General features: G+C 72.0%; 23 protein-coding genes and 2 tRNA genes. 10 read left to right on the top strand and 15 right to left on the bottom strand.

The features are described 5' to 3' along the window. The first annotated feature begins 9 nt into the window (after positions 1-9). Entirely contained in the window at positions 10-426 is a 417-nt protein-coding gene (gene ndk / locus OCEPR_RS10670; protein WP_013458736.1) for a nucleoside-diphosphate kinase, read from the top strand. A 52-nt stretch (positions 427-478) separates the two neighbouring features. On the opposite strand, the gene OCEPR_RS10665 is transcribed toward ndk, so the two are convergent. The 4 genes from OCEPR_RS10665 to OCEPR_RS10650 form a co-directional block, all read right to left on the bottom strand. After that, a complete protein-coding gene (locus OCEPR_RS10665; RefSeq protein ID WP_013458735.1) occupies positions 479-1,981 on the bottom strand; it encodes an alpha-amylase family glycosyl hydrolase in 1,503 nt (500 codons plus the stop codon). Positions 1,982-2,417: 436 nt separating this feature from the next. Beyond that, positions 2,418-3,131 carry an ABC transporter permease gene (locus tag OCEPR_RS10660; RefSeq protein WP_013458734.1) on the bottom strand — a complete coding sequence of 238 codons (714 nt, stop codon included), beginning with the start codon at positions 3,129-3,131 and terminating at the stop codon, positions 2,418-2,420. Between the two features lie 697 nt (positions 3,132-3,828). After that, positions 3,829-4,200, bottom strand: coding sequence for an endonuclease domain-containing protein (locus OCEPR_RS10655; protein ID WP_222829117.1), 372 nt, complete (start codon positions 4,198-4,200; stop codon positions 3,829-3,831). Positions 4,201-4,652: 452 nt separating this feature from the next. Then, the gene (locus OCEPR_RS10650) at positions 4,653-6,827 is read right to left on the bottom strand and encodes a primosomal protein N' family DNA-binding protein (RefSeq protein ID WP_013458732.1); all 2,175 of its coding nucleotides are present in this window, start codon (positions 6,825-6,827) and stop codon (positions 4,653-4,655) included. 33 nt (positions 6,828-6,860) lie between these two features. On the opposite strand from OCEPR_RS10650, the gene OCEPR_RS10645 reads away from it, so the two are divergent. Together OCEPR_RS10645 and OCEPR_RS10640 are read left to right on the top strand one after the other, a co-directional pair. Further along, on the top strand, positions 6,861-7,553 hold the full coding sequence (locus OCEPR_RS10645) for an aspartate/glutamate racemase family protein (protein WP_013458731.1): 693 nt from the start codon (positions 6,861-6,863) through the stop codon (positions 7,551-7,553). After that, complete coding sequence (locus tag OCEPR_RS10640; RefSeq protein WP_013458730.1) at positions 7,553-8,635, top strand: MFS transporter; 1,083 nt, start codon at positions 7,553-7,555, stop codon at positions 8,633-8,635. Before OCEPR_RS10645 ends, OCEPR_RS10640 begins: the two co-directional genes overlap by 1 nt. On the opposite strand, the gene OCEPR_RS10635 is transcribed toward OCEPR_RS10640, so the two are convergent. From OCEPR_RS10635 to OCEPR_RS13060, 3 genes are all read right to left on the bottom strand, one after another. Beyond that, positions 8,580-9,572, bottom strand: a complete 993-nt coding sequence (locus tag OCEPR_RS10635) for a M23 family metallopeptidase (RefSeq protein ID WP_013458729.1) — start codon at positions 9,570-9,572, stop codon at positions 8,580-8,582. The genes OCEPR_RS10640 and OCEPR_RS10635 overlap by 56 nt on opposite strands. After that, complete coding sequence (locus tag OCEPR_RS10630; RefSeq protein ID WP_013458728.1) at positions 9,569-10,036, bottom strand: PaaI family thioesterase; 468 nt, start codon at positions 10,034-10,036, stop codon at positions 9,569-9,571. Before OCEPR_RS10630 ends, OCEPR_RS10635 begins: the two co-directional genes overlap by 4 nt. A 95-nt stretch (positions 10,037-10,131) precedes the next feature. Further along, positions 10,132-10,281: a hypothetical protein gene (locus tag OCEPR_RS13060; RefSeq protein ID WP_013458727.1), complete on the bottom strand. Its 150-nt coding sequence runs from the start codon at positions 10,279-10,281 to the stop codon at positions 10,132-10,134. A 168-nt stretch (positions 10,282-10,449) separates the two neighbouring features. Here OCEPR_RS13060 and OCEPR_RS10625 point away from each other — a divergent pair, with 168 nt between their 5' ends. Both OCEPR_RS10625 and OCEPR_RS10620 read left to right on the top strand, forming a co-directional pair. Further along, positions 10,450-11,259, top strand: coding sequence for a carboxypeptidase regulatory-like domain-containing protein (locus OCEPR_RS10625; protein WP_013458726.1), 810 nt, complete (start codon positions 10,450-10,452; stop codon positions 11,257-11,259). Positions 11,260-11,357: 98 nt separating this feature from the next. Then, positions 11,358-12,416: an MFS transporter gene (locus OCEPR_RS10620; RefSeq protein WP_013458725.1), complete on the top strand. Its 1,059-nt coding sequence runs from the start codon at positions 11,358-11,360 to the stop codon at positions 12,414-12,416. Here the strand turns inward: OCEPR_RS10620 and OCEPR_RS10615 are convergent. Together OCEPR_RS10615 and OCEPR_RS10610 are read right to left on the bottom strand one after the other, a co-directional pair. Beyond that, entirely contained in the window at positions 12,413-13,483 is a 1,071-nt protein-coding gene (locus OCEPR_RS10615; protein WP_013458724.1) for an enolase C-terminal domain-like protein, read from the bottom strand. The genes OCEPR_RS10620 and OCEPR_RS10615 overlap by 4 nt on opposite strands. Continuing rightward, positions 13,480-14,211: a DEAD/DEAH box helicase family protein gene (locus OCEPR_RS10610; RefSeq protein WP_049773551.1), complete on the bottom strand. Its 732-nt coding sequence runs from the start codon at positions 14,209-14,211 to the stop codon at positions 13,480-13,482. Before OCEPR_RS10610 ends, OCEPR_RS10615 begins: the two co-directional genes overlap by 4 nt. Before the next feature lie 96 nt (positions 14,212-14,307). Here OCEPR_RS10610 and OCEPR_RS10605 point away from each other — a divergent pair, with 96 nt between their 5' ends. Next, entirely contained in the window at positions 14,308-15,399 is a 1,092-nt protein-coding gene (locus OCEPR_RS10605; RefSeq protein ID WP_041554234.1) for a hypothetical protein, read from the top strand. Between the two features lie 72 nt (positions 15,400-15,471). Beyond that, the gene (locus OCEPR_RS10600; protein WP_013458721.1) at positions 15,472-16,269 is read left to right on the top strand and encodes a chlorite dismutase family protein; all 798 of its coding nucleotides are present in this window, start codon (positions 15,472-15,474) and stop codon (positions 16,267-16,269) included. Between the two features lie 3 nt (positions 16,270-16,272). Here OCEPR_RS10600 and OCEPR_RS10595 read toward each other — a convergent pair whose 3' ends face one another. Genes OCEPR_RS10595 through OCEPR_RS10580 form a run of 4 tightly spaced genes read right to left on the bottom strand, consistent with a single transcriptional unit; the run spans position 16,273 to position 20,125 of the window. Beyond that, complete coding sequence (locus OCEPR_RS10595) at positions 16,273-17,067, bottom strand: SDR family NAD(P)-dependent oxidoreductase (RefSeq protein WP_013458720.1); 795 nt, start codon at positions 17,065-17,067, stop codon at positions 16,273-16,275. Beyond that, positions 17,060-18,538, bottom strand: a complete 1,479-nt coding sequence (locus OCEPR_RS10590) for an FGGY-family carbohydrate kinase (protein WP_013458719.1) — start codon at positions 18,536-18,538, stop codon at positions 17,060-17,062. Before OCEPR_RS10590 ends, OCEPR_RS10595 begins: the two co-directional genes overlap by 8 nt. Further along, a complete protein-coding gene (locus OCEPR_RS10585; RefSeq protein ID WP_013458718.1) occupies positions 18,535-19,353 on the bottom strand; it encodes a BtpA/SgcQ family protein in 819 nt (272 codons plus the stop codon). The genes OCEPR_RS10590 and OCEPR_RS10585 overlap by 4 nt, the downstream gene beginning before the upstream one ends. Before the next feature lie 16 nt (positions 19,354-19,369). Continuing rightward, the gene (locus OCEPR_RS10580; RefSeq protein ID WP_013458717.1) at positions 19,370-20,125 is read right to left on the bottom strand and encodes a DeoR/GlpR family DNA-binding transcription regulator; all 756 of its coding nucleotides are present in this window, start codon (positions 20,123-20,125) and stop codon (positions 19,370-19,372) included. Positions 20,126-20,274: 149 nt separating this feature from the next. On the opposite strand from OCEPR_RS10580, the gene OCEPR_RS10575 reads away from it, so the two are divergent. Both OCEPR_RS10575 and OCEPR_RS10570 read left to right on the top strand, forming a co-directional pair. Then, positions 20,275-20,365: transfer RNA gene (locus tag OCEPR_RS10575), tRNA-Ser, on the top strand. An 11-nt stretch (positions 20,366-20,376) separates the two neighbouring features. Next, positions 20,377-20,468, top strand: a tRNA-Ser gene (locus OCEPR_RS10570). A 51-nt stretch (positions 20,469-20,519) separates the two neighbouring features. On the opposite strand, the gene OCEPR_RS10565 is transcribed toward OCEPR_RS10570, so the two are convergent. After that, entirely contained in the window at positions 20,520-21,185 is a 666-nt protein-coding gene (locus tag OCEPR_RS10565) for an RNA-binding protein (protein ID WP_013458716.1), read from the bottom strand. A gap of 4 nt (positions 21,186-21,189) precedes the next feature. Continuing rightward, a complete protein-coding gene (locus OCEPR_RS10560) occupies positions 21,190-21,909 on the bottom strand; it encodes a class I SAM-dependent methyltransferase (RefSeq protein WP_013458715.1) in 720 nt (239 codons plus the stop codon). A 57-nt stretch (positions 21,910-21,966) separates the two neighbouring features. Here OCEPR_RS10560 and OCEPR_RS10555 point away from each other — a divergent pair, with 57 nt between their 5' ends. After that, positions 21,967-22,833, top strand: coding sequence for a KaiC domain-containing protein (locus tag OCEPR_RS10555; protein WP_013458714.1), 867 nt, complete (start codon positions 21,967-21,969; stop codon positions 22,831-22,833). Positions 22,834-22,845 lie beyond the last annotated feature (12 nt).

Raw genomic sequence — 22,845 nt, 5'->3', positions numbered from 1 at the left:
GGAGCCGCTATGGAACGCACCTTCGCCATGATCAAACCCGACGGCGTGCGCCGCGGCCTGACCGGAAAAATCATCCAGCGCCTCGAGGACAAGGGCTTCAAGATCGTCGCCCTCAAGAAGATGCGCATCAGCTTCGACCTCGCCGAGGAGCACTACGGCGAGCACAAGGAGAAGCCCTTCTTCAAACCGCTGGTCGAGTTCATCACCAGCGGGCCGGTGGTGGCCATGGTGCTCGAGGGGCCGGGGGTGATCGCCGAGCTGCGCAAGATGATGGGCGCCACCAACCCCGCCGACGCCCTGCCCGGCACGATCCGCGGCGACTTCGCCACCACCATCGACGAGAACGTCATCCACGGCTCGGCGAACGAGGCCGACGCCGAGCGCGAGATCGCGCTCTTCTTCCGCCCCGAAGAGTTTGTAAGCTGAGCCGCCGAACGCGGCCGCCGGGGAGGGCGCGCCCTCCCCGGTTTTCGTCGCCCTAGTCGCCGGGGCCTACGAAGTACACCTCGGCGGCGTAGGGCTCCAGGGCGAGCGCGAGCGCCGCGAGCTCGCGGCCCCGCAGCGTCCGGCGCTCCCCGGAAAGCAGCGCCCGCAGGGTGTAGACGCCGTCCGGCTCGAGCCCCAGCGGCTCCAGCGGCAGGGCCACCTCGAAGGCGGCCGGCCGCTCCGAGAAGTTGACGGCAACGAGCGCCGCGTCGCTTGGCGCGTGGCGCAGGTAGGCCAGCGCCGCGTCGCCGCTTTTCCAGACGTCGCGGATCCCGCCCCGCACGAGCGCCGCGTGCCGCCGGCGGGCGGTGAGGAGCGTGCGGTAGAAGGCCTCGAGCGCCCGGTCGCCGCCCGACCAGTCCACCCGTACGTCGCCGGCGTAGGGGTCCGTCTTCGCCCCCAGTTCCTGCCCGGCGTGGAGCACCGGCACCCCGGGCAGCGTGTACAGCAGCACCGCCAGCGCCCTGGCCCGCTGCGGGAAGGCCAGCGCCGCCCGCGGGGTGTCGTGGTTCTCCAGGAAGTTGGCCCGCAGCGCCCCGTGCTCGGTGCGCCGCGCCTGCACCCGGCGCACGAACGTGGCCGAGTCCACCGCGCCGTAGAGCGCGTCGTTGAGCGGGCTGGACACGAGCCTTCCGTTCGCCGGCGAGCCGTCGGGCACCACGTAAAAGTACCCCTCCTGCGCGTTTCCACCCAAAAAGCCGATGAAGGGGTAGCCGTAGGAAGCCTCGCAGACCTCGTCGAAGAGGGGCGGGTCGCCGGCGTCGCTCGCACCCCAGAAGAAGCCGGGCCCCGGCAGCTCGCAGACCAGCACCGCGTCGGGGTTGGCCTCGCGGACGGCGCGTTTGACCGCGCGCAGGAGCTCGAGGCGGCTGTGGTCGCCCGTCACCCGGGCCGGGTCGTAGTTGTTCTGCGGCGAGTCCACCCGCCAACCGTCGATGCCGTAGGTTTCCACGTAGTGACGGGCCACCTCCGCGAAGTAGCGGATCGCCTCGGGGTTCGTCGCGTCGATGGCCCAGCCCCAGTCGGGGAAGGGGTAGTAGCGCTGCATCGTGCCGTCGTCGCCCCGCAGGATCCAGTCGCGGTGCTCGTCCCAGACGACGCTCCCCTCGGCGGTCAGCGAGGTGACGAGGTCCAGAAGCACCCGGATTCCCTGCGCGTGGGCCGCATCGACGAGGCTTTTCAAGTCTTCCCCGCCGCCGAACCGCGGGTGGATCCGGTAGTAGTCCTTGATCAGGTAGTGGTGGTTGTCGCCCAACAGGTCTTCCCAGATCGGGGTGAGGTAGAGGACGCTCACCCCCAGCTCCGCGAGCCGCGGCAGGTCCGCCTCCAGGTCCGCGAACGCCCGGTTCGGGTAGTACTCCAGGTTGGTCTCGTAGATCACCGCGCCCGCGAGCCGGTTGCCGCCGTCCGGCCCGGGCGCCGCGTCGCCGCAGGCGACGGGAACCAGAACCAGGCCCAGCACCAGCGCCAGGCGAACCCACCGCACGGGTTGCATGTCCGCAGTCTACGCCCGCGGGCAAAGCCGCACCGCAACCTCCGGTCGGCCTTGCCTTCCTCCACGAGCGCGAACCCGAACCTGCCCCGGTAAGGCCCCGGATCACGTCCGGGACAGGGCCCGAACCTCGATCCGCGGGGCTCAGAACTTTGATCTTGGCGTTGGGGTGCTCAGCAGCACCCGCGAGACCCCGGATCGCGCGCCCTTTGGGCGCTTGTCCGGGGTGACGAACAGGAAAAATAAACTCGTCGTTCCGGACAAGGGGGCCGCAGGGCTCCCGCGATCCCGGGTCAAGCCCGGGACAGGTCCGGAACCTCGCCGCGCGCGCAAGAATACGCGACCCGCTCGGCAAACGCGGACCACGCACCACGTACTACGCACCACGTACTACGCACCACGTACTACGCACCACGTACTACTACGCACCACGCACCCCTTAGTACCCCACCTCCCCGTTCGCCGCCAGCCGCCGCACGGCCTCCAGAAACATGGCCGCCGCCAGGCCCGCGGCGGTGTAGACCATCAGCATCACCAGGATCTGGTAGCGCGCGGCAATCAGCGGGCTCACCCCGGCCAAGATCTGCCCGGTCATCAGGCCGGGAATGGAGACGATCCCCACGGCGAAGAGGCCGTTGGTGGCGGGAATGAGCGCCGCCTTGTAGGCCAGCGCCCGCGCTTGCTGTGGATCCCTGCCCTCCTTGCGCTCCGAAAAGAAGCGCTCCGCCGCCAGGCTAACCGCGTTCATGGCGTTGGAAAACGCCATCCCGCCCAGCGGAATCAGCACCGAGGGGCTGTACCAGGGGTCGGGCCTGAGCACCAGCTGGGTGGCCACCGCCAGCGCCAGCCCGCCGCCGCCGATAACGCCGATCAGGGCGTAGGGGTAGAGCCTGAGCCGCTTCTTCGTCTCGGTCCGCAGGGCGATCCAGCCCGCCGCCAGCGCCATCAGCGCCAGCACGCCCAGCACCACCGCCGCGTACTCGGTCTTGAAGATGTAGGCCAGCACGTAGCCCACCAAGAGGAGCTGCGCCAGCATGCGCGAAAGCGCCACCCACGGCGTCCTCCGGTCGCCCGACCAGCTGACGTACCACCAGGCCACCAGCAGCGCCAGCGCCAGCGGATACAAAAGCCGCACCAGCGGAATCTCGGTCATGCCCTCAGCCTACGCCCACGCCATCGGAAAAATGACCTGTCGGGTATCGATCGGCTATCTTTTGTGCCCCCGGGCAAGAGCAGTTCGTCACCCCAGCGAAAACCAGGGTCCAGACCGGGTCATCAACCTACGACCAGTTTTTATTGTCCGGCAGTTTTCTCCCTCCCCTTGGGGAGGGTTGGGGAGGGGGTTGTTGATGATGCATGGCCAAACGCCCGGTTTTTGATTCGGGGCCTGCCTGCATAATATTTCTTTGCTCTCATCCAGCTGAACAACCCCCCTCCGGCCTGCGGCCACCTCCCCCAAGGGGGAGGCTTGCCCCCTCTCAGAACCGAGCTGCTTTGCCATTACGCGGCCGTCATTCTTTTCCCTCCCCTCGGGGAGGGTTGGGGAGGGGGTTGTTGGTGATGCAAAGACTAAACGTCCTGCTCTTGTTGCGTAAACCACATCCGGTTGCTGTCAGCGACTAAGTCTTGGCTCCACCCCCGGCATGGACCCCGGATCAAGCCCGGGGCAGGCTCCCGGATCAAGTCCGGGGATACGAAATGGGGTAAACAACCCCCCTCCGGCCCGCGGCCAACTCCCCCGAGGGGGAGGCTTGTTCCTTCCCGGAGCAGAGCCACTTTGGTATTAAGCGGCCGTCTTTTTTTCCTCCCTCCCCTGGGGGAGGGCTGAGGTGGGGGTTGTCGGCGCTGAATTACACGGAAAGCCGCTCGGTTATCAGGCGGTAGATCACCTCGCAAACCCACTCCGCTTCTTTCATTACCTGCTCGTTGGTAAAGCGCACCACTTTGTAGCCGTATTCGGCCAGGGCGGCGTCGCGCTGGGCGTCTTTTGTTCGGCTTGCTTCTTCCAGGTAGTGGCTGTCGCCGTCAATCTCAACGACTATTTTGGCGTCGCGCAGCTCAAAGTCGACGATGTAATCGAGCATAGGCCTTTGCCGGTAGACCTTGACGCCCTTAAGTTGTTTCAGCCGCCTTAAGCAAGCAAACCAGAGCTTCTTCTCCGGTTCGGTCGGGTTCTTGCGCAGCTTCCGGGCCAGAGTCACAAGGTCTTTGCGGTAAGGCACGGGCACTTACTGAAGACTAACCCACCTGGGCTGAAACCAAGCGCCAGCTTTAGCGGCTTAGGTTGACTTGACGAGCCAATAACCCCCCTCCGGCCTGCGGCCACCTCCCCCAAGGGGGAGGCATGTTGCTGCCCAGAACTGAGCCGCTTTGACATTTAACGGCCATTTTTTTTGGCTTTCTTCTCTCGGGAGAATGGCGGCTTATTCACGCTGCGTTCGCGGGCGTGATGTTTCTCTCCCTCCCCCTGGGGGAGGGCCGGGGAGGGGGTTGTGGGCGATGCAAGGCCCAAACGCCCTGCTCTCGTTGTGTAACCCCCAACGGGTTGCTGTCCGCGACTAAATCCCGTCTCCGCGCCCGGCATGGACCCCGGATCAAGCCCGGGGCAGGCCCTGAATCAAGTTCAGGGATACGGAATCGTGCAGGTTGCTTTGCATCGCGAAGGGATTTGAAATCAATCCTCTAACAGCCCCACGAACCCCACCGGATCCGGGTCGAGGCGGAGACGGGCGCCTTTGGGGGGTGGTAAATCAGATAGCCAGTCGCGGAGCAAATCGGGCTCGGGGGCGCGGAGGATGAGGTGGAAGACGTAGCGGCCGCGGATGCGGGGGACCGGGGCCGGGGCGGGGCCGAGGAGGGGCGCAAAGGGTGCGGTTTCCAGGTAGTCGCCCAGGCGTTTCTGCAGAAATTCGGCCGCATCCATGGCCGCGGCGCGGGCGGTGGCCTCCTGGCGGTGGCTGAACTCGAGCACCACCATCCGCACCGCCGGCGGGTAGCCGAGCATGCGCCGGAGCACCAGTTCGGTCTCGGGCACGCCGGTCACGTCGCCTTCGATTAGGGCCTCGACCGCCGGATGGTCGGGCTCGAAGGTCTGCAGGGCGATCAGCGGGCTGCGGGTGGGGTGCAGGTCGGCGAGCTGCCACAAAAGGCGGTGGTAGCGCTCGGGGGCGCGGAAGTCGGAGGCGGGCAGGAACCCCTCGGCGTAGGGGAGCAGGATGAGCGCCAGCTCCGGGGGCGCGGGGGTACGCAGGAGGGCGGTGGTGCCCACCACCGCGCCGGGTTCGCCGCGCTGGAGGGGGGTTAGGTCGTCCTTGCGCTCGGCCGAGTACTGGTAGACGGGCAGCTCGGGCAGGCGCCGCTGGATCTCCTCGGCCACCCACTGCACCCCGGGGCCCGAGTAGCCGAAGACCTCGCCGCCGCAGGCGGGGCAGACCTCGGGGGCGGGCTCGCTGTGGCCGCACTGGTGGCAGACGAGGCGGCCGCGGCGGCCGGGCTTGTGGAAGCGCAGCGGCAGGTCGCAGTTGGGGCAGATCGGCTGCCAGTCGCAGCTCTTGCAGAAGAGGCGGCCCGAGTAGCCGCGGCGGGCGACCAGCACCAGCGCCTGGCGGCCCTTTTCGGGCACCTGGGCCAGGAGCTCGACGGCGCGGCCGCTGAGCGGCCAGCCGCGTTCGCGGCGCAGGTCGATGGGCAGCACCCGGGTGCGCGGGGGGCGCACCAGGAGGCCCGGCTTTTCCACCACCTCGACGGCGGGGGTGAGGCTCAGGTAGTAAAGCTCGGCGCCCAGCAGTTCGGCGCGCAGCTCGGCCAGGTGCACCGCGTGGGCGCGGCTGCCGGAGGCGAGCTTGTAGGAGTCGGAGCCCTCGTCCATCACCACGATGCGCCGCCAGCGGCGGGGCATGAGCAGCGCCTGGTAGCTGCCCAGGACCACCGGCGGCTTTTCGCGCCACAGGGCCCGGCGCAGCTCCGGGCTCTGGCCGCCGTGGAAGGGCAGCGCCGGCGGGGGCCAGCGGTCGTAGGCCCGCTCCAGCACGTAGCGCTCGGGGAAGAGGACCAGCGTTTCACCCTCCGAGGCGAGCCCGGCGGCGAGCTGCAGCCGCTCCGCCCAGCGGCCGCCGTTGATACGCGGCGGCGGCTCGGGCACCGGCAGCGGCTCGAGCGCCGGGCCGGCGGGGGCCGGCGGGGCGAGCTCCAGCTCCACCTCGCGCCAGCCGGCGTAGCCCTTCTCGACGAGCGCCCGCACCACCCCGGGCCCCACCCCGGCGGCGGCGGCGAGCGCGGTCTGGCTCTCGGCCTCGCCCAGAGCGCGCAGGGTCTCGAGCGCCGCTTGCTGCTTGGGGGTCAGCTTCTCCGTCGGTTCGCGCAGCGGAACCAGTGTCTTGCGCGTGGGCTTTTGCTCGCGCACCCGCTCCTCGAGCACGCCCCCCTCGCGCAGCTCGTCGAGGAGCGCGGGGTCCAGCTCGGCGGCGTCGCGCCACAGCGTCAACCCGGTCAGGTCCGGCCGCGCGGCCCCGTCCACCAGCCGCACCTCGTGGCGGAGCGGCGGCTCCAGGAAGGGGACCAGGTCGGCGAGCAGCTGCCCCGCAGGGGTGAAGTAGTGCGCGGCGGCGCGCCCCAGGAAGGCGATCCCGGCCTCGTCGAGGAAGGGTTCCTCGTCCAGGTAGCCGATCGCGTGGCGCAAGGCGAAGTCGCCTTCGGCCGCGTCCTCCACGCCCACGACCACCCCCACCCGCACCCCCTTGCGAAAGGGCACGGCCACCCGCAGGCCGGGGGCCGGGGCGCGGGCGCAGCCCTCGGGCGCCAGGTAGCTGAGCGGGCCCAGGGGCAGCGGGAGGAGTACGGAGAGGCGCATCCGCCCTCAGGATACCGGCCGTAGAATGGGCGCATGGAGATCATCGGCGTGCTGGGGGGCATGAGCTGGCCATCGACGCTCGAGTACTACCGGCTCATGAACGAGGCCGCGGCCCGGCGACTGGGGCCGGACCGCTCGGCCGAGATCTTGCTCTACTCGCTCGACTGGGCGCGGATCGAGCGCCTGCAGCACGCCGGCGACTGGGACGCGCTGGCCGAGGAGCTGATCACCGGAGCCCGGCGGCTGGTGCTGGGGGGCGCGGGCTTCTTGGTGATCGCCACCAACACCATGCACAAGGTGGCGGAGGCGGTGGGGGCGGTGAGCGGGCTCGAGGTGCTGCACATCGCCGACGCCACCGCCCGGGCGCTGCAGGCGGCGGGGGTGCGCCGCGCCGGGCTTTTGGGCACCCGCTTCACCATGGAGGAGCCCTTCCTGCGCGACAAACTCGCGGGCTGGGGGCTGGAGGTGTTGGTGCCCGGGCCCGCCGACCGCGAGGCCGTCCACCGCATCATTTACGACGAACTGGTTCAGGGAGAGATCCGCGAGGAATCGCGCCGGGTCTACCGCCGGGTGATGGCGCGGCTCGCGGAGCGCGGGGCCGAGGGGATCGTCCTCGGCTGCACCGAGATCGGCCTGCTGGTGGGGCCCGAAGACGCCCCGGTGCCCGTCTTCGACACCACCCGCATCCACGCCGAGGCGGCGGTGGCGCGGGCGCTCGGGGGCTGATGCGCGCCGCGCTGGCCCGCTGGGCGGTGGTGGGGGCGGGCTTCTTTCTCTTCGGCAACCTCTACGCCCCGCAGCCGCTCTTGCCGGCGCTCGAGCGCGGCTGGAACGCCGCGGCGGGGGCGGCGGGCCCGGGGATGAGCGCCCCCATGCTGGGCCTGGTGCTGGGCTCGTTGCTCTGGCCCCGCACCGGCCTGCGGGCGGGGGCGATGCTGGCGCTGGGCGCGCTGGGCGTCGCCCTCTTCGCGGCGCTGGGGGCCTGGGCCCCGGGCCCCTACGCCTGGGCGGCGCTGCGGCTGGGCGAGGGCCTGGCCGCGGCCGCGGTGCCCGGGGCGTCGTTCGCGCTCCTGCCCCGGCTCTTTGGGTCCCGCGCGGCGGCGGCCGCCGGCTGGCTGGTGGCCGCCAACACCGTGGGCGGGGCGCTGGGGCGGGCGGGGGCGGGCGCGCTGGCGGAGCGGTTCGGCCCCGCCGGGGCGCTGGTGCTGCTGGCGCTGCCGTTGGTGGGGCTCGCCTGGGCGGCGCTGCCGCTCGAGGGCGGCTTCACCCGCGGCGAGGCGCGCGTGCCCGCCGGCGCGGGGCCGCTGCTCGCGTTCGGGGCGGGGCTTCTTTTCGCCAACCTCTTCGTGGCCAACCTGATGCCCTACCGGCTCGAGGCCGCGGGCTACGGCCTGGCGGCGCTGGGGGCGTTCTACCTTGTCTACCTGGGCGGCACCGCGGGGGCGCTTCTGGCGGGAACGCTGGCGGGGCGGTTGGGGCCGGTGCGGGCGGGGGCGGCGGCGCTGGGGGCGGCGGCCGCGGGCACGGCGCTGCTCGCCTCCCGGCCGCTCGCGGGGTTCGCGCTGCTGCTCGCCGGCCTCTTCGGCCTGCACGCCCTCGGCGGGGCCGCGGCGGGCCGCCGGGGGGCGGGGACCAGCGGCGCCTACGTGAGCGCCTACTACCTGGGCGGGGGGCTGGCGGGCCTCGTCTACCCCTTCTTCCTGCCCCGGCCCTTCGGCTGGGCGCTGGGCTTCGTGGGGGCGCTCCTGCTGCTCACGGCCGGCCTGCTGCCGCGGGCGCTAGCGCCCGCCAGAACCCGGGACGGGTGAAGACCGCGGGGTCGGTCGTCTGGCCCAGGAGCCGCACCTCCCAGTGCAGGTGGGGGCCGGTCACCAACCCGGTCGCGCCCACGTAGCCGAGCAGGTCGCCCCGCGCCACCTCCTGGCCCGGCTCGACGAGCCGCCGGGAGAGGTGGTAGTAGCCGCTGCAGACCCCCCGGCCGTGGCGCAGAACCACGGCGTTGCCGCGCACGTAGAGCTCGTCCGAGAGCCCCACCACCCCCGCGGCGGGGGCGTAGACGGGGGTGCCCTCGCCTGCGCGCAGGTCCACGCCGCCGTGCCAGCCGCCGGGGCGGCCGTTGTAGCTGCGGCGGGTGCCGAAGGCCGAGGTCTCCTCGACCTTGTCCAGCGGCCAGCGCCAGGGCCCGTTCCAGCGCAGCTCCGGCGTCCAGGGACCGCAGGCCTCGAGCAGCCGCGCCTTCTCGGCGCGGATCTTCTCGCGGTCCAACAGGGCGTTCTTCTCCTCGCTGAGCACGATGTTCTCGCGGGCGTAGCCGCCGGCGAGGACCAGCAGCTCGCCCTTCAGGCCCGAGCCCTCGAGCACGAAGGGGTGGAGGCCCGGCCGGGCGTCGGCCGGCACCGGCACCAGCGCCCGGCCGCTCGCGGCCGGCACCTCCAGCCCGAAGACCCGCACCGCCGTCACGCCCTCGGGCAGCCGGAAGACCGCGGGCCGCCCCTGGACCGGCGGCCAGGAGGCAACCTCGAGCCCCCAGTCGGCGGGCCAGGAAGGGTCCGAGGGGATGACCAGCCGCTGGCCGGCGCGGATCCGGTTGACGTCCTCGATGCCGTTGGCGGCGGCCAGGGCCTCGAGCGGCACCCCGTAGGTCCGGGCGATGCGGTAGAGGGTCTCGCCCGGCCGGACGACGTGCACCGGGGCCGCGGCCAGCGCCAGCCCGAGCGCGAGCGGCAGCCAGGCCCAGCGCCTCATCGCCCGGCCATCGTCTCGGGCATCCGCACCAGCACCGCGTGCCCCTTGGCGACGAGCTTTTCGCCGGCGAACATCTCGGTGTCGACGACGACCTTGCGCTCCTTCACCTCGACCGCCCGCCCCACGAGCCTGAGCTCCACGCCCAGCGGCGTGGGGGCCAGGTAGTCGACCTCCAGGTGGGCGGTCACGAAGCGGGGGGCCTGTTCGCTGCCGGGTTCCTTGCCCTCGGCCCGCATTTTGAAGATCGCCGCCGAGCCGGTGGAGTGGCAGTCGATCAGGCTGGCGATCAGGCCGCCGTAGACGAAGCCGGGGATGGCGGTGTGGTAGGGCTCGGGGGTGAAGCGGCTCTCGGTGAGCTCGCCCGCGGGGTAGGTCTTGAGCTGGTAGCCGTGGGGGTTGAGGCGGCCGCAGCCGTAGCAGTGGGCCACGTCGTCGGGGTAGGTGTCCTGTATGGCGATCCGCATACGTCTAGGCTACCGCTCCCCGGGGGCGCGGGTGGCCGCGCAAAAGCTACCGGCCGCGTGCGCGGCCGGCGTAGGCATGTATGTATGAAAGCGGGTTACCACTCGAGGCTCATCAGCTCCTGATAGATGCGCTGCTTGTTTTCCTCGTCGATGCGGCGGGCGTCCTCGGAGTCGAAGTCGATCTCGAACAGCGCCTCGGCCTCCTGATGGGCGTACTCCTGGTAGGTTCCGGGTTCTTGCATCATCGTGGACCTCCTTCTTCCTTAACCTCAGGTTAAGGAGCCCTTCATCTCCGCGGTACCCCCGAATGAGGGCCCCCAAACGGGGGTAGTGCGCCCGGTACAGATGCCCCCCGCGATCCCGCTAGATTGGAGGCGTAGAACCCATGCGGCGCACTGGAGGTGAGCGAATGTATGTATAAGAAGCTTGGATTTCTTTCGGTACTTGCGGTATTGGCTCTGGCCCTCTCGGCGTGCGGCGGCGTCGCCGTGCCCCGCGGCACCGCCACCCTCAGCGGCACGGTGGTCGACGCCACGACGGGGCTGGCGCTCGCGGGCGCCAAGGCCTGCTTCGTCTACAACGGCGCCCTGACCGAGATCTGCGACGTCACCGACGCCAACGGCGCCTTCGTACTGCAGCTCCTGCCCGCCGGCGACCACGCGGTCCAGGTGAGCAAGACCGGCTACACCACGGCCCGCGAGAACGTGCAGCTGGCGGCCGGCGCCACCACCACGATCCGGGTGGCGCTCAACCCGGGGCTGAACAGCGGCGAGCTGCGCATCGTGCTCAGCTGGGGCGCCGACCCCAGCGACCTCGACTCGCACCTCTGGGTTCCCCAGGGCACCGGCTACTACGAGGTGTACTTCAACGACCAGGGCGACTGCAGCGCCGACCCCTGGGCCTGCCTGGACGTGGACGACACCACCAGCTACGGCCCCGAGACGATCACGATCGCCCAGCTGCAAAGCGGCACCTACAGCTACGCGGTGCACTGGTACGCGGGCACGGGTTCCTGGGCCGGCTCCGAAGCGGTGGTGCGCGTCTACGACTCCGGCGGATTGATCGCCACCTACACCGCGCCGAACAACGCGAACGAGCCGGGGGCGTCCGGGGCGGAGTGGTGGTACGTCTTCGACCTGACCGGCACCACCCTGACGCCGAAGAACACGCTGAGCACGAACCCGCCCCACACCTCCGCGGTGACCTCGCTCGGCGTCAAGTAGCCCCTTAGGCCCTCCGCAAGGCCCCGGCGCGCCCGGGGCCTCGTTTTGCCGCCGGCGCCGCGGACCGGTAGACTGGGAGGGCTGCACTTCTGGACGCCATGAACGCCACGACGCGCTACACCCTCGCCAGCCTGATCCTCCTCTTCGGACTTGGTTTCTTCGTGGCCACCCCGGGGGCGGTGCTTCCTTTCTGGCGCGCCGAGTTCGGGATCCTGGGCGAGATGGCCGCGTTCTTCAACCTGCAGCTCCTGGGCCTGCTGCTGGGCGTGGGCCTGGCCACGCGCCTCCGCCGCCGCCACCCCGTCGTGCCGCTCAGCGCCGCGGTGCTGGCCGCGGCCTACCTAGCCATGGGCCTCGCCCCTTCCTTCGCCTGGGTCGTGGCCGCGGCGGGGGTGGGGGGCGTGGCCCAGGGGGTGCTCAACGTGCACGCCAACGGCCTGGTGGGCGAGCTGCACCCGCGCACCCGGGTGCTGATGCTCAACCGGGTGAACGCCGCCTTCGGCGTCGGGGCCGTCGTCGCCCCGCTCTGGCTCACCTGGCTGCCCTGGCGCCTCGGCTTCGTGCTGGCGGCGCTGGGCTGGCTGGCGGCCGCGGGAATGGCCTGGGGCGCCCCCGAGGTGCGGGAGCGCGTGGGCCGGCTGTCGCTGGGACTGCTGCGCCGGGCGCTGCCGCTTTTGGGCGCGGTGGGCCTCTACGTCGCCGTCGAGGCCTCGATCTCGGCCTGGAGCGGGACCTACCTGACCGAGCTGGGCTACCCGGTGCGGCTCGCGGGGGCGCTGCTCGCCGGGTACTGGCTGCTGCTCACGGCCAGCCGCCTGGGGCTCGCCCGCTGGGTTGCGGCCGACCCGCTGGGGCGGCTCTACCGGCTGACCCTCGCGAGCCTGGCCGTCCTCCTGGCGCTGGCCTGGCCGCCGCTCGCCCCGCTCTTTCCGCTGGTGGCCGTCTTCTACGGGCCGATCTTCGGCACCAGCTTCGCGGCGCTGCAGGGCCGCTTCGGCCAGGAGCTGACCGCGGGGATGTTCTACGCCGCGGCCGTGGGAGGGACGCTCGGCCCCGCGCTCTTCGCGGCGCTGCCGGGGCCGCGCTGGATCCCACTGGGCTTCGTGGTGCTGGGGGCGCTGCTGCTGCTGGCGCTGCGGCGGGCGCGCGAGGTCTAGAGGGCCCAGCGGGCGAAGGCGGTTTCGCTGAAGCCGAAGGCGAGGTCCCGCCGCTCGAGCCACCCCTCGCGAATCGGGGGGAAGGGCGCGAAACCGCCCGTGGCGAGCAGGTGGAAGGCCAGCTCGCTGGGCCGGGTGACGGCCGCGTGGAAGGCGAGGGCCGCGGCGCGGGCGGCCCCGAAGCCGCTCATCGCCTGGGAGCCGATCATCGCCTCCTTGCCGGCGGCCCGGGCGCGGTCCAGCATCTCCAGGCTGGGGCCGAAGCCGCTGCGGGCGGGTTTGACGTTGAGGACGTCGAAGGTGTCCAGCTCGAGCTCGCGTTCCAGGTCGCGCAGGGTGAAGGCCGCGTCGTCGGCGATCAGGGGCAGGACCCCCCGCCGCCGCAGCGCCGCCCGGGCGCGGACGCGTTCGACGGGCAGGGGCTCCTCGACCATCGTCACCCCCAGCGCCCGCCAGCGCTCGAGCACCTCGGCGGCGGCCCGCGGGGCGAGGGTCTCGTTGGCGTCGACGTAGACCTCGGCGTCGGGGAAGGCCTCCACCAGGGCGCGGATGCGCGCCTCGTCCTCGGCGGCGCGGCCCGAGGTCTTGAGCTTGAAGACGCGCACCCCCCGGGCGTGGGCGAAGCCGGCGCTCGCGAGCGTCGCTTCCACGTCCCCCTGCCCCACGATGAAGCTCACCCGCACGCGCTCCCGCCCGGCGGGCAGGAGGTCCAGCGGGTCGCGGCCCAGCGCCGCGGCGCGGGCCTCGAAGAGGGCCATCTCCAGCCCCGCCTTGGCCGCGAGGTTGCCGGGGAGGCGGGCGAGGACGCGCCGCACCGCTTCGGCGCTGGAGACGTCGACCTCCCGCAGCCGGGGCTCGAGCCATTCCAGCGCGGCGCGCACGCTTCCCAGGGTCTCGCCGTAGATCGTGGGGCGCACGGTCACCTCGCCGCGGCCCACCGCGCCGCCTTCGAGCGTGACCTCGACGAGGGCGTGCTCGAGGGCGTCCATCCGCTTGCCCGCGCCCCAGCGCAGCTCCGCGGCCAGGGGGATGCGGAAGGGGCGCAGGCGCAGTTCGCGCAGCCTCACGCTTCCTCCAGCCAGGCGCGCACCCGGTCCGCGGCGGCTTCGGGGTTTAGGGCGGCGGTGTCGAGGAAAAGCGCCCGCTCCGAGCCCGCGAGCGCGCGGCGGGGACCGTCGGGGTGGTAGTGCTTTTGTTCTTCGGCAACGATCTTGAGTTTTTCGATCAGCGCCTCCAGCGGGTGGCCGCGGCCGAGCAGCCGGTCGAGCTCGCCCTGCGGCAGCACCCCCTCGGCCAGCTCGCGGAACCGCGCCGCCTCCTCGCGGCGCACCGCGACCCGGTCGAAGCCCTCGCCCCGGCCCAGCAGGCGCTCGAGCCGCACCGCGGCGGGGGCCTCGAGCACGACGAAGCGGGCTTCGGCGAAGCGTTCGCGGGCGAAGCGCACCTCGGCCTCGCCCCGGAGCCCGTCGAAGACGAGCGGCCAGACGGGCTCGGCGTAGCCGGCGGCCAGCGCCTCGGCGATCCCGCCCGGGTGTTCGGCGCGCCAGCGCGCGGTGAGCGCGAAGCGCTGGGCGCGGTCGAGCCGCGCCGGGTCGGCCCCCAGGCGGGGCAGCAGGTAGCGGTCGACCAGCTCGCGGCGGCCCGGCAGCGTCGGCCAGCCGAGGGCGCGGGTGAAGCTGGTCTTGCCCACCCCGGTCAGCCCCACGACGATCAGCAGGGGCAGCTCGGGCAGGGGGCGGGCGTTCGGGGCGGGTTCGAAGTGCAGGACCGGCGACACAGGGACATTATGCCCCATCCGTTTGAGGGTAGGCGGCGTCGCCTGGATCGCGTACACTGTAATCCGGAGGTATCGATGAGAAAATTTTCAAAATGGTGGTTAGGCAGTGCCGTATTGATCCTCGCGCTGGCGGCGTGCAGCGCCCAGATCAAGCCCCAGGCCACGCAGGCCGACTTCGACCGCTCGGTGCAGGAGTACCAGGCCGACCTGGGCACCGTCGTCGCCGCGGCCGGGCAGGATCTGGCGCTCCAGGCGCTGGGGGCCACCCCCGGCGGCGCCCCCGGGCTGCCCACCGGGGCCCTAGTCGCGAACCTGATGAACCTCGGCGCGGGGCCGGTTTCGCCCGCCGACGCCCTCAAACTCCTGGGCGGGCTGGCCCCCCTCGCCGACCAGAACCTCGAGCGCGGCAAGTGGGACTACGACCCCTCCTCGCCCGGCTGGGTCCTGGACGCGAGCTACACCGGCAACGACCTGATCCTCACCTGGCCCTTCGACGACGCCGACGGCGTGAGCCACACCGCGTCGCTGACCTTCGACTGGGACAACAACGGCACCCCCACCGTGGACGTGCGTGAGGCCAACGGCATCACCAGCGAAATGCCGCAGGACATGACGGTCACCCTCGCGGTGGACGGCAGCGCCGCGGGCAGCCTGCGCGGGCAGTTCGCCTGGTACGACTGCGGCGGCACCCCGATCGCCGAGCCCACCAGCGTGGTCGTCAGCGGCAGCGCGGGCGTGAACGACCGCGTCGAGTTCACCTTCAATCTCAGCGCCAGCGACACCCGCATCCGCACGAGCGGCAGCTTCTCGGTAACCGCCGGCGGCGACAGCGGCAGCCTTTCCTGGGACGTCTGGGCCGACGGCACCATGCAGCGCGACGCCAGCTGCTTCAGCACCGGCTTCGACACCAGCGCGGGCCACGTCAACTTCCAGACCGCCGAAACGGCGAACGGCTCCAGCTCCAGCTTCGAGTTCAACACCGACTTCGCCCTCAACTTCGACGCCGGCGGGAACCCCACCTCGGCCGTCCTCACGAACGGCTTCGTCAAGGTGGACGGCGCCGTCGCCCTCACCTTCTCGGGCACCCTCGACGACGCCAACGGCAACTGCGTGCCCGGCGAGAACGTCAGCCTCGTCTTCGCCGACGGCTCGCTGACGCTCGAGCAGTACCTGATCGCCCAGGGCGCGACCCCTGGCTGCAACTAGACCCCGGGAACGACCGCGAGCCGGCGCGAGCCGGCTCACTTTCTTTTCGGCCCCGCCCCCTAGAATGCGGGCATGGCCGAACGCCCCAAGCGACCCGAAAAGAAGCTGCGCGAGTACAGCGAGAAGACGACCCGCCGCATGACCGACCTGGACCCGGCCGGGCTGGTGCTCGACAAGCCCCCCGACCGCGCCCGCCGGCAGTTCATGAACTACGCCTTCTTCAAGCTCGACCCCGCCTTCCGCCGGCTCGAGCCCAGCGAGATCGAGGCCGCCAAGGACGAGTTCGCCGCGGTGGTGGAGCGGTGGGCCGGCCGCGAGGGCTTCATCGTGCGCACCTACTCGCTCGTGGGCCTCCGGGCCGACACCGACTTCATGATCTGGCGCATCGCCTTCGACCCCGCCGAGTTCCAGGCCATGCAGCGCGAGCTCAACCGCACCCGCCTGGCCGGTTACCTGACCCAGCCCTACAGCTACCTCTCGATGCAGAAGCGCTCGATCTACGTCGACCGCTACAACCCCGAGGGCGAGGGGGTGGAGCTGATGCCGGGCGAGGGGGCCTACCTCTTCGTCTACCCCTTCGTGAAGAAGCGCGAGTGGTACAAGCTCACGCCCCACACCCGCCAGGGGATGATGGACGAGCACATCTACGTCTCCGCCCCCTTCGAGGGCGTGCGCCTCAACACCAGCTACTCCTACGGCATCGACGACCAGGAGTTCGTCGTCGCCTTCGACGCCAACCACCCCCAGGAGTTCGTGGACCTGGTCCACCGCCTGCGCTTCACCGAGGCCAGCATGTACACCCTGCGCGACACCCCGATGTTCACCTGCAAGAAGAAGCCGGTGCGCGAGCTGCTCGACGACCTGGCCTGAGGCTCAGAAGATCCAGGCCCCGCCGTTCACCTCCACGGCCTCGCCGGTGATGAAGTCGGCGTCGGGGCCGGCCAGGAAAGCCACCACGCCGGCGACGTCCTCCGGCCTTTCCAGCCGTCCCAGCGGGGTCTGGGCCAGGTAGTCGGCGACGACCGCCTCGGGGGTGGTGCCCCGCAGCCGCGCCTCCCAGGCGATTTCGCGTTCCTGCATCGAGGTCTTGACGAAGCCCGGGTTCACCGCGTTGACGGTGATCCGGAAGGGGGCGAGCTCCTTCGCCGCCGCCTGCACCAGCCCCAGCACCGCGAACTTCGAGGCGGAGTAGTGGGCCAGCCAGGGGGCCGCCTGGCGCGCCGCCATGCTGGCCACGGCGATCAGCTTCCCCCGCAGCGAGCTTCCCGGCATCGGCGCCTGGTCCTTCATGCGCCGGGCGAAGGTCTGCAGGGTGTAGAAGGTCCCGCGGGCGTTGACGTCGAAGTTGAACGCCCAGTCCTCGTCGGTCAGCTCCAGGAAGGGGCGCATCGTGCTCACGCCGGCGTTCGCCACCACCAGGTCGACGCGCCCGTCCTCGGCGTAGGCCGCTGCGCAGGCGGCCTCGAGCTCTTCCCGGCGGGTGACGTCCACGCGCCGCGCGCGGGCGCGCCCGCCCGCCTCCCGGATGGCCGCGGCCGTCGCCTCCGCGGCGTCGAGGTCGCGGTCCGTGACCCAGACCTTGGCGCCTTCGCGCGCGAGCCGGTGGGCCACGGCGGCGCCGATGCCGCCGCCGGCGCCGGTGATCAGTGCCGTTCTTTTCTCAAGCATGGTGGCCTCCCAGTTTCGGGTAGAGGTCCCGCAGCCGCAGGTAGGCTTCCCGGTAGACCCCGTAGCGGTCGTCGTAGACGCGGGACCATTCGGGATCGGGTTCGGTCGTGCCCGCCACCCGCGCCGCCTCCTTGATGCGCGCGAACTCCCACGCGCCGCCCACCACGCCCGCGAGGAAGGCGGTGCCGAAGGCGCTGCCGGCCTCGCCGGCGGCCAGCCGGTGCACCGGCCGACCGAGGACGCTCGCGGTGATCTTGCGCCACAGGGGGCTCTTGGCCCCGCCGTCCATGACGTAGAAGCGTTCGATGGCGTGACCGTGGGCGCGCAGCACCTCGACGTGGTGGCGGAAGGCGAAGGCCACGCCTTCGAGGATCGCGCGGTAGACGTGGGCCGGGCCGTGGTGCAGCGTGAGCCCGATCACGGTGCCCCGGGCCTGCGGGTCGTGGATCGGGGTCTTCTCCCCCAGGAAGTAGGGCAGCAGGACGAGCCCCTCGCTGCCCGCGGGCACCCGTGCGGCCTCGGCGTCGAGTTCGGCGTAGGCGCGGCCGGGGGCGAAGCGGTCGCGGAACCACTTGACCAGCGAGCCCGAGGTGGCCATGCAGCCGTTGATCACGTAGCGGCCGGGCACGTCGTGGTGGTCGATGAAGAGCTCGGGCAGCGGGGCGAAGCCCGGGGTGACGTAGAGGAAGTCGCCGGCGCCCCCGAACTTGAGCACCGCCTCGCCCTCCTCGAGCAGGCCGGCGGCCAGCGCGGCGGCGATGTGGTCGGCGCTCCCCGCGGCGAGCGGCGTGCCCGGCCGCAGGGGCAGATCGGCGCCGGCCACCGCGCCCACGCGCTCGACGGGGGCGCGCACGGGGCGCAGCACCCCCGCGTCGAGTCCCAGCGGCTCCAGGTACTCGACGAGCCAGCGCCGCTCCCGCACGCTCCAAAGCCCGCTTTCGAGCGCCCAGTTGGCCTCCAGGTACTCCGGACCGCGCCCGCCCAGGAGCCAGGTCACGTACTCGTAGGAGCCGGCGATGCGGCGGATCCGCGCGAAGGTCTCGGGCTCGTGCCGCTGCAGCCAGAGCAGCTTGGGCGCGATCACCTGCGGGTTCCAGGTGGCCCCGGTGCGGCGGAAGAGTTCGTCCTCGGGAAAGCGCGCCCGGTACCAGGCGATCTCGTCGCCGTGGCGGACGTCGTTCTGCTGGATCGAGGGGCGCAGCACCGCGCCGGTTTCGTCGAGCAGCACCAGCGCCGGCACCATCCCCGAGACGGCCACCGCGGCCACCGCGTCCAGCCCCGCCTGCGCCGCCAGCGCCTCGAGCACCGCGCGGGTGCCCCGCCACCAGTCCGCGGGGTCCTCCTCGGCCCAGCCGGGGCGCGGGCTCTTCAGGTCGTGGGGGTGGGCGGCCTCGGCCACGATCCGGGCCTCCTCGTCGAGCAGCACCGCCTTGACCGCGGTGGTGCCCACGTCGACGCCCAGCGCCCTCATTCCCCGCGCGCCTCCCGCGCCCGCTCCATGAAGGCCCGCGCCCGCTCGGGGTCCACGGGGTTGAAGGTCTTCCCGTCCTCCTTCAGCGCGGTGCCCACGATGCAGCCGTCGGCGATCCGCAGCACCTCGGCGACGTTGGCGTGGTCGACCCCGGTGTTGGCCAGCACGGGCACGTCCTGCACCGCCCGTTTCACCGCGGCGAGGTGCTCGAGCGGCGCCGGCTCCCCGGTCATGGGGCCGGAGACGAGCACGGCGTCGGCGAGGCTCGAGAAGACGGCGCTGCGCGCCCGCTCGGGAAGGCTGCGCGCGTCGAGGGGGGCGGCGAACTCGGCGGAGACGTTGTAGAGCAGGAAGAGGTCGTCGCGGGCGAGCCGCCGCTGGTAGCGCCGGGCCTCGGCGGCGCGCCCCGACCACAACCCCATGTCCGACCCGTAGAGGCCGGTGAAGATCTCCCGCGCGAAGGCGGCGCCGGTGGCGGCGGCCACGGCGAGCGTCATCTTCGGGTCCCAGAGCACGTCCACGCCGAAGGGGAGGCGGAGTTCGTCCTTGAGCCGGCCCACCACGTAGGCCATGGCCGCGGCGCTGGCGGGGTCGACCTCTAGCTCGTAGGGCCGGTCGTTTTCGTTGCCGAACATCACCGCGTCCACGCCGGCCTGCTGGAGCGCGCGCAGGTCGGCGCGCGCGGCCTCCACCACCGCGTCCATGCCGCCCGCCGCGTCGAACAGGGGCGTGCCGGGCAGCGCCCGCAGGTGCACCATGGCGACGACCGGGCGCCGCACCCGAAAGATGGTCTGAAAACGTTCGAACGCCTGCATCACGGTACCGCCCTTTCTAGACCAGCTCGACGAAACCCACCTTCTCCCGCAATTCCGGTAGCTCGGCCTCGACCCCGCGCTCGCCGACGACGCCGTCCAGCGCCTCGAGCGGCAGCACCCGCGCCAGCGCCCGCCGCCCGAACTTGCTGCGGTCGGCGAGCAGGTAGGTCTTCGCCGCCGCCGCCGCGGCGGCCTGTTTGACCGCGGCCTCCTCGAAGGTGGCGTTGGTCACCGCCACCCCGTCCACCGCGTCCGCCCCCATGAAGAACGCGTCCGCGTGCACGTCCGCCAGTCCCCGCTCGGCCCAGGGGCCGACCAGGCTGAAGAGGCCGTTGCGCACCCGTCCGCCGACCAGCCAGACCTCGGCGCGGCCGCGCGCCAGGGCGTCGGCGACCTTGAGGTCCAGGGCCAGCGCGGTGATGCGGCGCTCGCGCAGGATCCGCGCCAGCGCCAGCAGGGTCGTGCCCGAGTCGAGGATCACCGTGGCCCCGTCGCGCACCAGCCGGCTGGCGGCGAGGGCGATGCGCGCCTTCGCCCGCACCCGGGCACGCGCCTTCAGCTCGTAGGGGGGTTCGACCGCGGGGCCCGGTTGCAGCGGCAGCGCACCGCCGTGCACCCGTTTCAAGCGCCCCTGGCGCTCGAGTTCGGCGAGGTCGCGGCGGACCGTGGCCTCCGAGGCGCCCAGCCTCTGCGCCAGCTCCGCGGTGCGCAGGCCGCCTTCGGCCTGCAACAGTTCCAGGAGTTTCTGCCTTCGCGCGTGCGCCAGGGTCATGATCGGTTCTGCCCTAGTCTACACGAAGATGATCGAAGCTGCGCGAAACTGTGCACCGCACCTCCGGGGGGCGGGGGCGCGGCCGCGGCCGGGGGACGGGTTTTCTTGACAAACGCCGGTGCGGGCCTCAAGATAAGCTATGCGGCCAGGGAGGGTTGGCCGAGCGGTTGAAGGCGGCGGTCTTGAAAACCGCTGTGGGCTCCGGGCCCACCGGGGGTTCGAATCCCTCACCCTCCGCCAAAACGCAACGTGGAGAGGTGGCCGAGTGGTTGAAGGCGGCACCCTGCTAAGGTGTTGTACCCCTACCGGGGTACCGCGGGTTCGAATCCCGCCCTCTCCGCCAGACCGCCCCCGCCGCGCGCGGGGGCTTCGCTTGGCCCGGCGCGGCGCCGGGCTATTTTTCGGCGGTCAGCTCGACCTTGTAGTTGCCGCGGGCGGTGCGGCCGACGACGCGCACCAGCGTGACCTGCCCCAGCCCCTCGGCGATCAGGGTGTCGCCCTCGCGCACCTCGTCCTTGGCGCCGGCCACGCGGCCGCGCAGCCGCACCTTGCCCGCCTTCACCCCCTTGGCGAAGTAGCTGCGGCTCACGCCCAGCCCCTTGGCCCCCACCACATCCACCCGCAGCGAGGGGACGACCAGGGTGCGGGTCTTGCGGCGCTCCCGCGGGCGGTGCGCTTCGGGCGGGTCCACCGCGGCGAGGCCGGCCCCCGCGAGGCGGGCCTGCGCGGCGCGGGTGGCCGCAAAGAGGACGCCCTCGGGCGTGAGGCGCACGTCGCCCAGCTCGCCCGCGTCCAGCGCCCGGCGCAGCCGCGCGGCGGCCCGTTCGGGGTCCTCGGCGGCCAGCCAGCCCACCCAGGTGGGGTCGCTCACCGCGGGCACCTCGGGCGGGTGCAGCACCCCCAGCCGCCGCTCGGCGGCGGGCAGGCCGCCGAACCAGGCGAGGCCCAGCCCCTCGCGCGCGGCCAGGGCGCGCAGCGCTTCTTGCTCTTCGGGGTTCAGGAAGCCGCTCGCCACCACCCGGCCGCCGCGGGCCTTCTTGACCAGGTCTTCGAGGTTCACGCCCCTAGCTTACCTGCCGCGCGGTCCAGACCATCACCGGGCTGGTGGCGGTGAAGGGCTCGCCCTGAAAGCCGCCCGCGAGCCGGCCGGAAAGCCCCGCGGCCGCCAGCCAGCGCTCGATTTCGTAGCGGGTGAAGTAGCGCTGGTCGAGCCGGTTGTGACGGCGTTTGAGGGCGCCGTCGGGACCGGTTTCGTCGATCACGTAGTGGGTGGTCAGCCGCTGGGTGGCGGGGTGGTGTTCCTGGCGGTAGTAGACCTCGGTTCGCCCGTAGCGCCCTTCGAGCCGCAGCGCCGCGTCCGCATCGATCTGCAGCGGGTTGTAGAGGTCGAAGGCGAAGACCCCGCCCGCGTCCAGGTGGCGGACCGCGCGGGCGAGCGCGGCGTCCTGGTCGGCCAGGGTGTAGAGGTGCATCAGGGCGTTGAAGGGGGCGATGACGAGCGGGAAGCGGGGGCCCAGCTCGAAGTCGCGCATGCCGCCCGCGATCCAGCGCACCGGCAGGCCGCGGGTCGCCGCCTCGCCGCGGCGGCGCATGGCGGCGCTGGGCTCGAGCGCCCAGACCTCGACCCCGCGCCGCGCCAGGTGGGCGGCCACCCGCCCCTGCCCCGCGCCCAGCTCGAGCACCGGCCCGCCGTGGCGCCCGGCCAGGCGGGCGTAGAAGTCCAGGTCATCTGAATAGTCTTCGTACTGGAGGGCGTAGAGGTCGGCCAGCTCGTCGTAGCTCACCCGCCCAGCCTACCGCGCTATCCTGGAAGGGGAAAGTCGAGAAAGGAGGTGAGGCGCGTGATCGGTTCGCCCAAGCCGGTGCTCGAGAGCATCCTCGGCGCGGCCGACCTGGCCCAGAAGATACCCGAGATCGAGGGGGTGCCCAGCGGCGTGGAGGGGCTGGACGAGCTCTTCTACACCGTCGTTCAGGAACGGGGGAAGCCGGTGGTCAAGCCCCTCGGGGGCCTGCCGCGGCGGGCGGCGGTGCACGTGACCGGCACCTCGGACACCGGCAAGAGCCTCTTCGCCGAGCAGTACGCGCTGGCCCAGGCGGCGCGCGGCGAGGGGGCGGTCTTCGTGACCGTGGAGACCCCGGCCCCCTTCGTGGACGCGGGGCTCGAGCAGCGGCGGCTGGCCATGGGGCTCGGGCGCGACGTGCTCGAGGGCGTCACCCTGGTGGACGCCGCCAGCCACGGCGAGCTGCGCGAGGACCTGCCCACCCTCTTCGCCACCCTCGACGCCGCCTTCGAGGCCACCGGGGCGCGCCACCTGGTGGTGGACTCGCTCACCGGCCTCTACGAGGCGCGCGAGATGACGGCGCGGCTGATCGTGCGCAAGGTCTACCTCTACGCCAAGGAAAAGGACGTGACCGCGGTTTTCACCTCGCAAAAGCGCTCGAGCCACGAGGAGCTCTCCGCCGAGGCCGCCGGCGGCTACGCGGTGAGCCACATCCTCGACGCCACCATCGTGCTCGCCAAGCGGCTGGTGATGACCCAGGCGCAGAGCAAGCTCTGGGGCGTGCCGCTGGGCGAGGTCGTGCGCTTCCTCCGCATCGACGGCTGCCGCCTCAGCGGCCACGACACCAAGACCCACTACCTCGAGCTCCTGCCCGAGGGGCTGTTGCGGGTGGGGCCGCCGATCGGCGCCTCCTCATCCGATGCCTGAGTAGAATGGCGC

This window comes from Oceanithermus profundus DSM 14977, from assembly GCF_000183745.1.
In the GTDB taxonomy this organism is placed as follows: domain Bacteria; phylum Deinococcota; class Deinococci; order Deinococcales; family Marinithermaceae; genus Oceanithermus; species Oceanithermus profundus.
Note: the sequence above shows the minus strand (reverse complement) of the source record. Positions and strands in the feature narration are given on the sequence as shown.

Excerpts from the sequence above, each read along its gene's own strand:
- ndk (WP_013458736.1), top strand. The coding sequence starts at position 10 with ATGGAACGCACCTTCGCCATGATCAAACCCGACGGCGTGCGCCGCGGC.
- OCEPR_RS10665 (WP_013458735.1), bottom strand. The coding sequence starts at position 1,981 with ATGCAACCCGTGCGGTGGGTTCGCCTGGCGCTGGTGCTGGGCCTGGTT.
- OCEPR_RS10660 (WP_013458734.1), bottom strand. The coding sequence starts at position 3,131 with ATGACCGAGATTCCGCTGGTGCGGCTTTTGTATCCGCTGGCGCTGGCG.
- OCEPR_RS10650 (WP_013458732.1), bottom strand. The coding sequence starts at position 6,827 with ATGCGCCTCTCCGTACTCCTCCCGCTGCCCCTGGGCCCGCTCAGCTAC.
- OCEPR_RS10645 (WP_013458731.1), top strand. The coding sequence starts at position 6,861 with ATGGAGATCATCGGCGTGCTGGGGGGCATGAGCTGGCCATCGACGCTC.
- OCEPR_RS10640 (WP_013458730.1), top strand. The coding sequence starts at position 7,553 with ATGCGCGCCGCGCTGGCCCGCTGGGCGGTGGTGGGGGCGGGCTTCTTT.
- OCEPR_RS10635 (WP_013458729.1), bottom strand. The coding sequence starts at position 9,572 with ATGAGGCGCTGGGCCTGGCTGCCGCTCGCGCTCGGGCTGGCGCTGGCC.
- OCEPR_RS10630 (WP_013458728.1), bottom strand. The coding sequence starts at position 10,036 with ATGCGGATCGCCATACAGGACACCTACCCCGACGACGTGGCCCACTGC.
- OCEPR_RS13060 (WP_013458727.1), bottom strand. The coding sequence starts at position 10,281 with ATGATGCAAGAACCCGGAACCTACCAGGAGTACGCCCATCAGGAGGCC.
- OCEPR_RS10625 (WP_013458726.1), top strand. The coding sequence starts at position 10,450 with ATGTATAAGAAGCTTGGATTTCTTTCGGTACTTGCGGTATTGGCTCTG.
- OCEPR_RS10620 (WP_013458725.1), top strand. The coding sequence starts at position 11,358 with ATGAACGCCACGACGCGCTACACCCTCGCCAGCCTGATCCTCCTCTTC.
- OCEPR_RS10610 (WP_049773551.1), bottom strand. The coding sequence starts at position 14,211 with ATGGGGCATAATGTCCCTGTGTCGCCGGTCCTGCACTTCGAACCCGCC.
- OCEPR_RS10600 (WP_013458721.1), top strand. The coding sequence starts at position 15,472 with ATGGCCGAACGCCCCAAGCGACCCGAAAAGAAGCTGCGCGAGTACAGC.
- OCEPR_RS10595 (WP_013458720.1), bottom strand. The coding sequence starts at position 17,067 with ATGCTTGAGAAAAGAACGGCACTGATCACCGGCGCCGGCGGCGGCATC.
- OCEPR_RS10590 (WP_013458719.1), bottom strand. The coding sequence starts at position 18,538 with ATGAGGGCGCTGGGCGTCGACGTGGGCACCACCGCGGTCAAGGCGGTG.
- OCEPR_RS10585 (WP_013458718.1), bottom strand. The coding sequence starts at position 19,353 with ATGCAGGCGTTCGAACGTTTTCAGACCATCTTTCGGGTGCGGCGCCCG.
- OCEPR_RS10580 (WP_013458717.1), bottom strand. The coding sequence starts at position 20,125 with ATGACCCTGGCGCACGCGCGAAGGCAGAAACTCCTGGAACTGTTGCAG.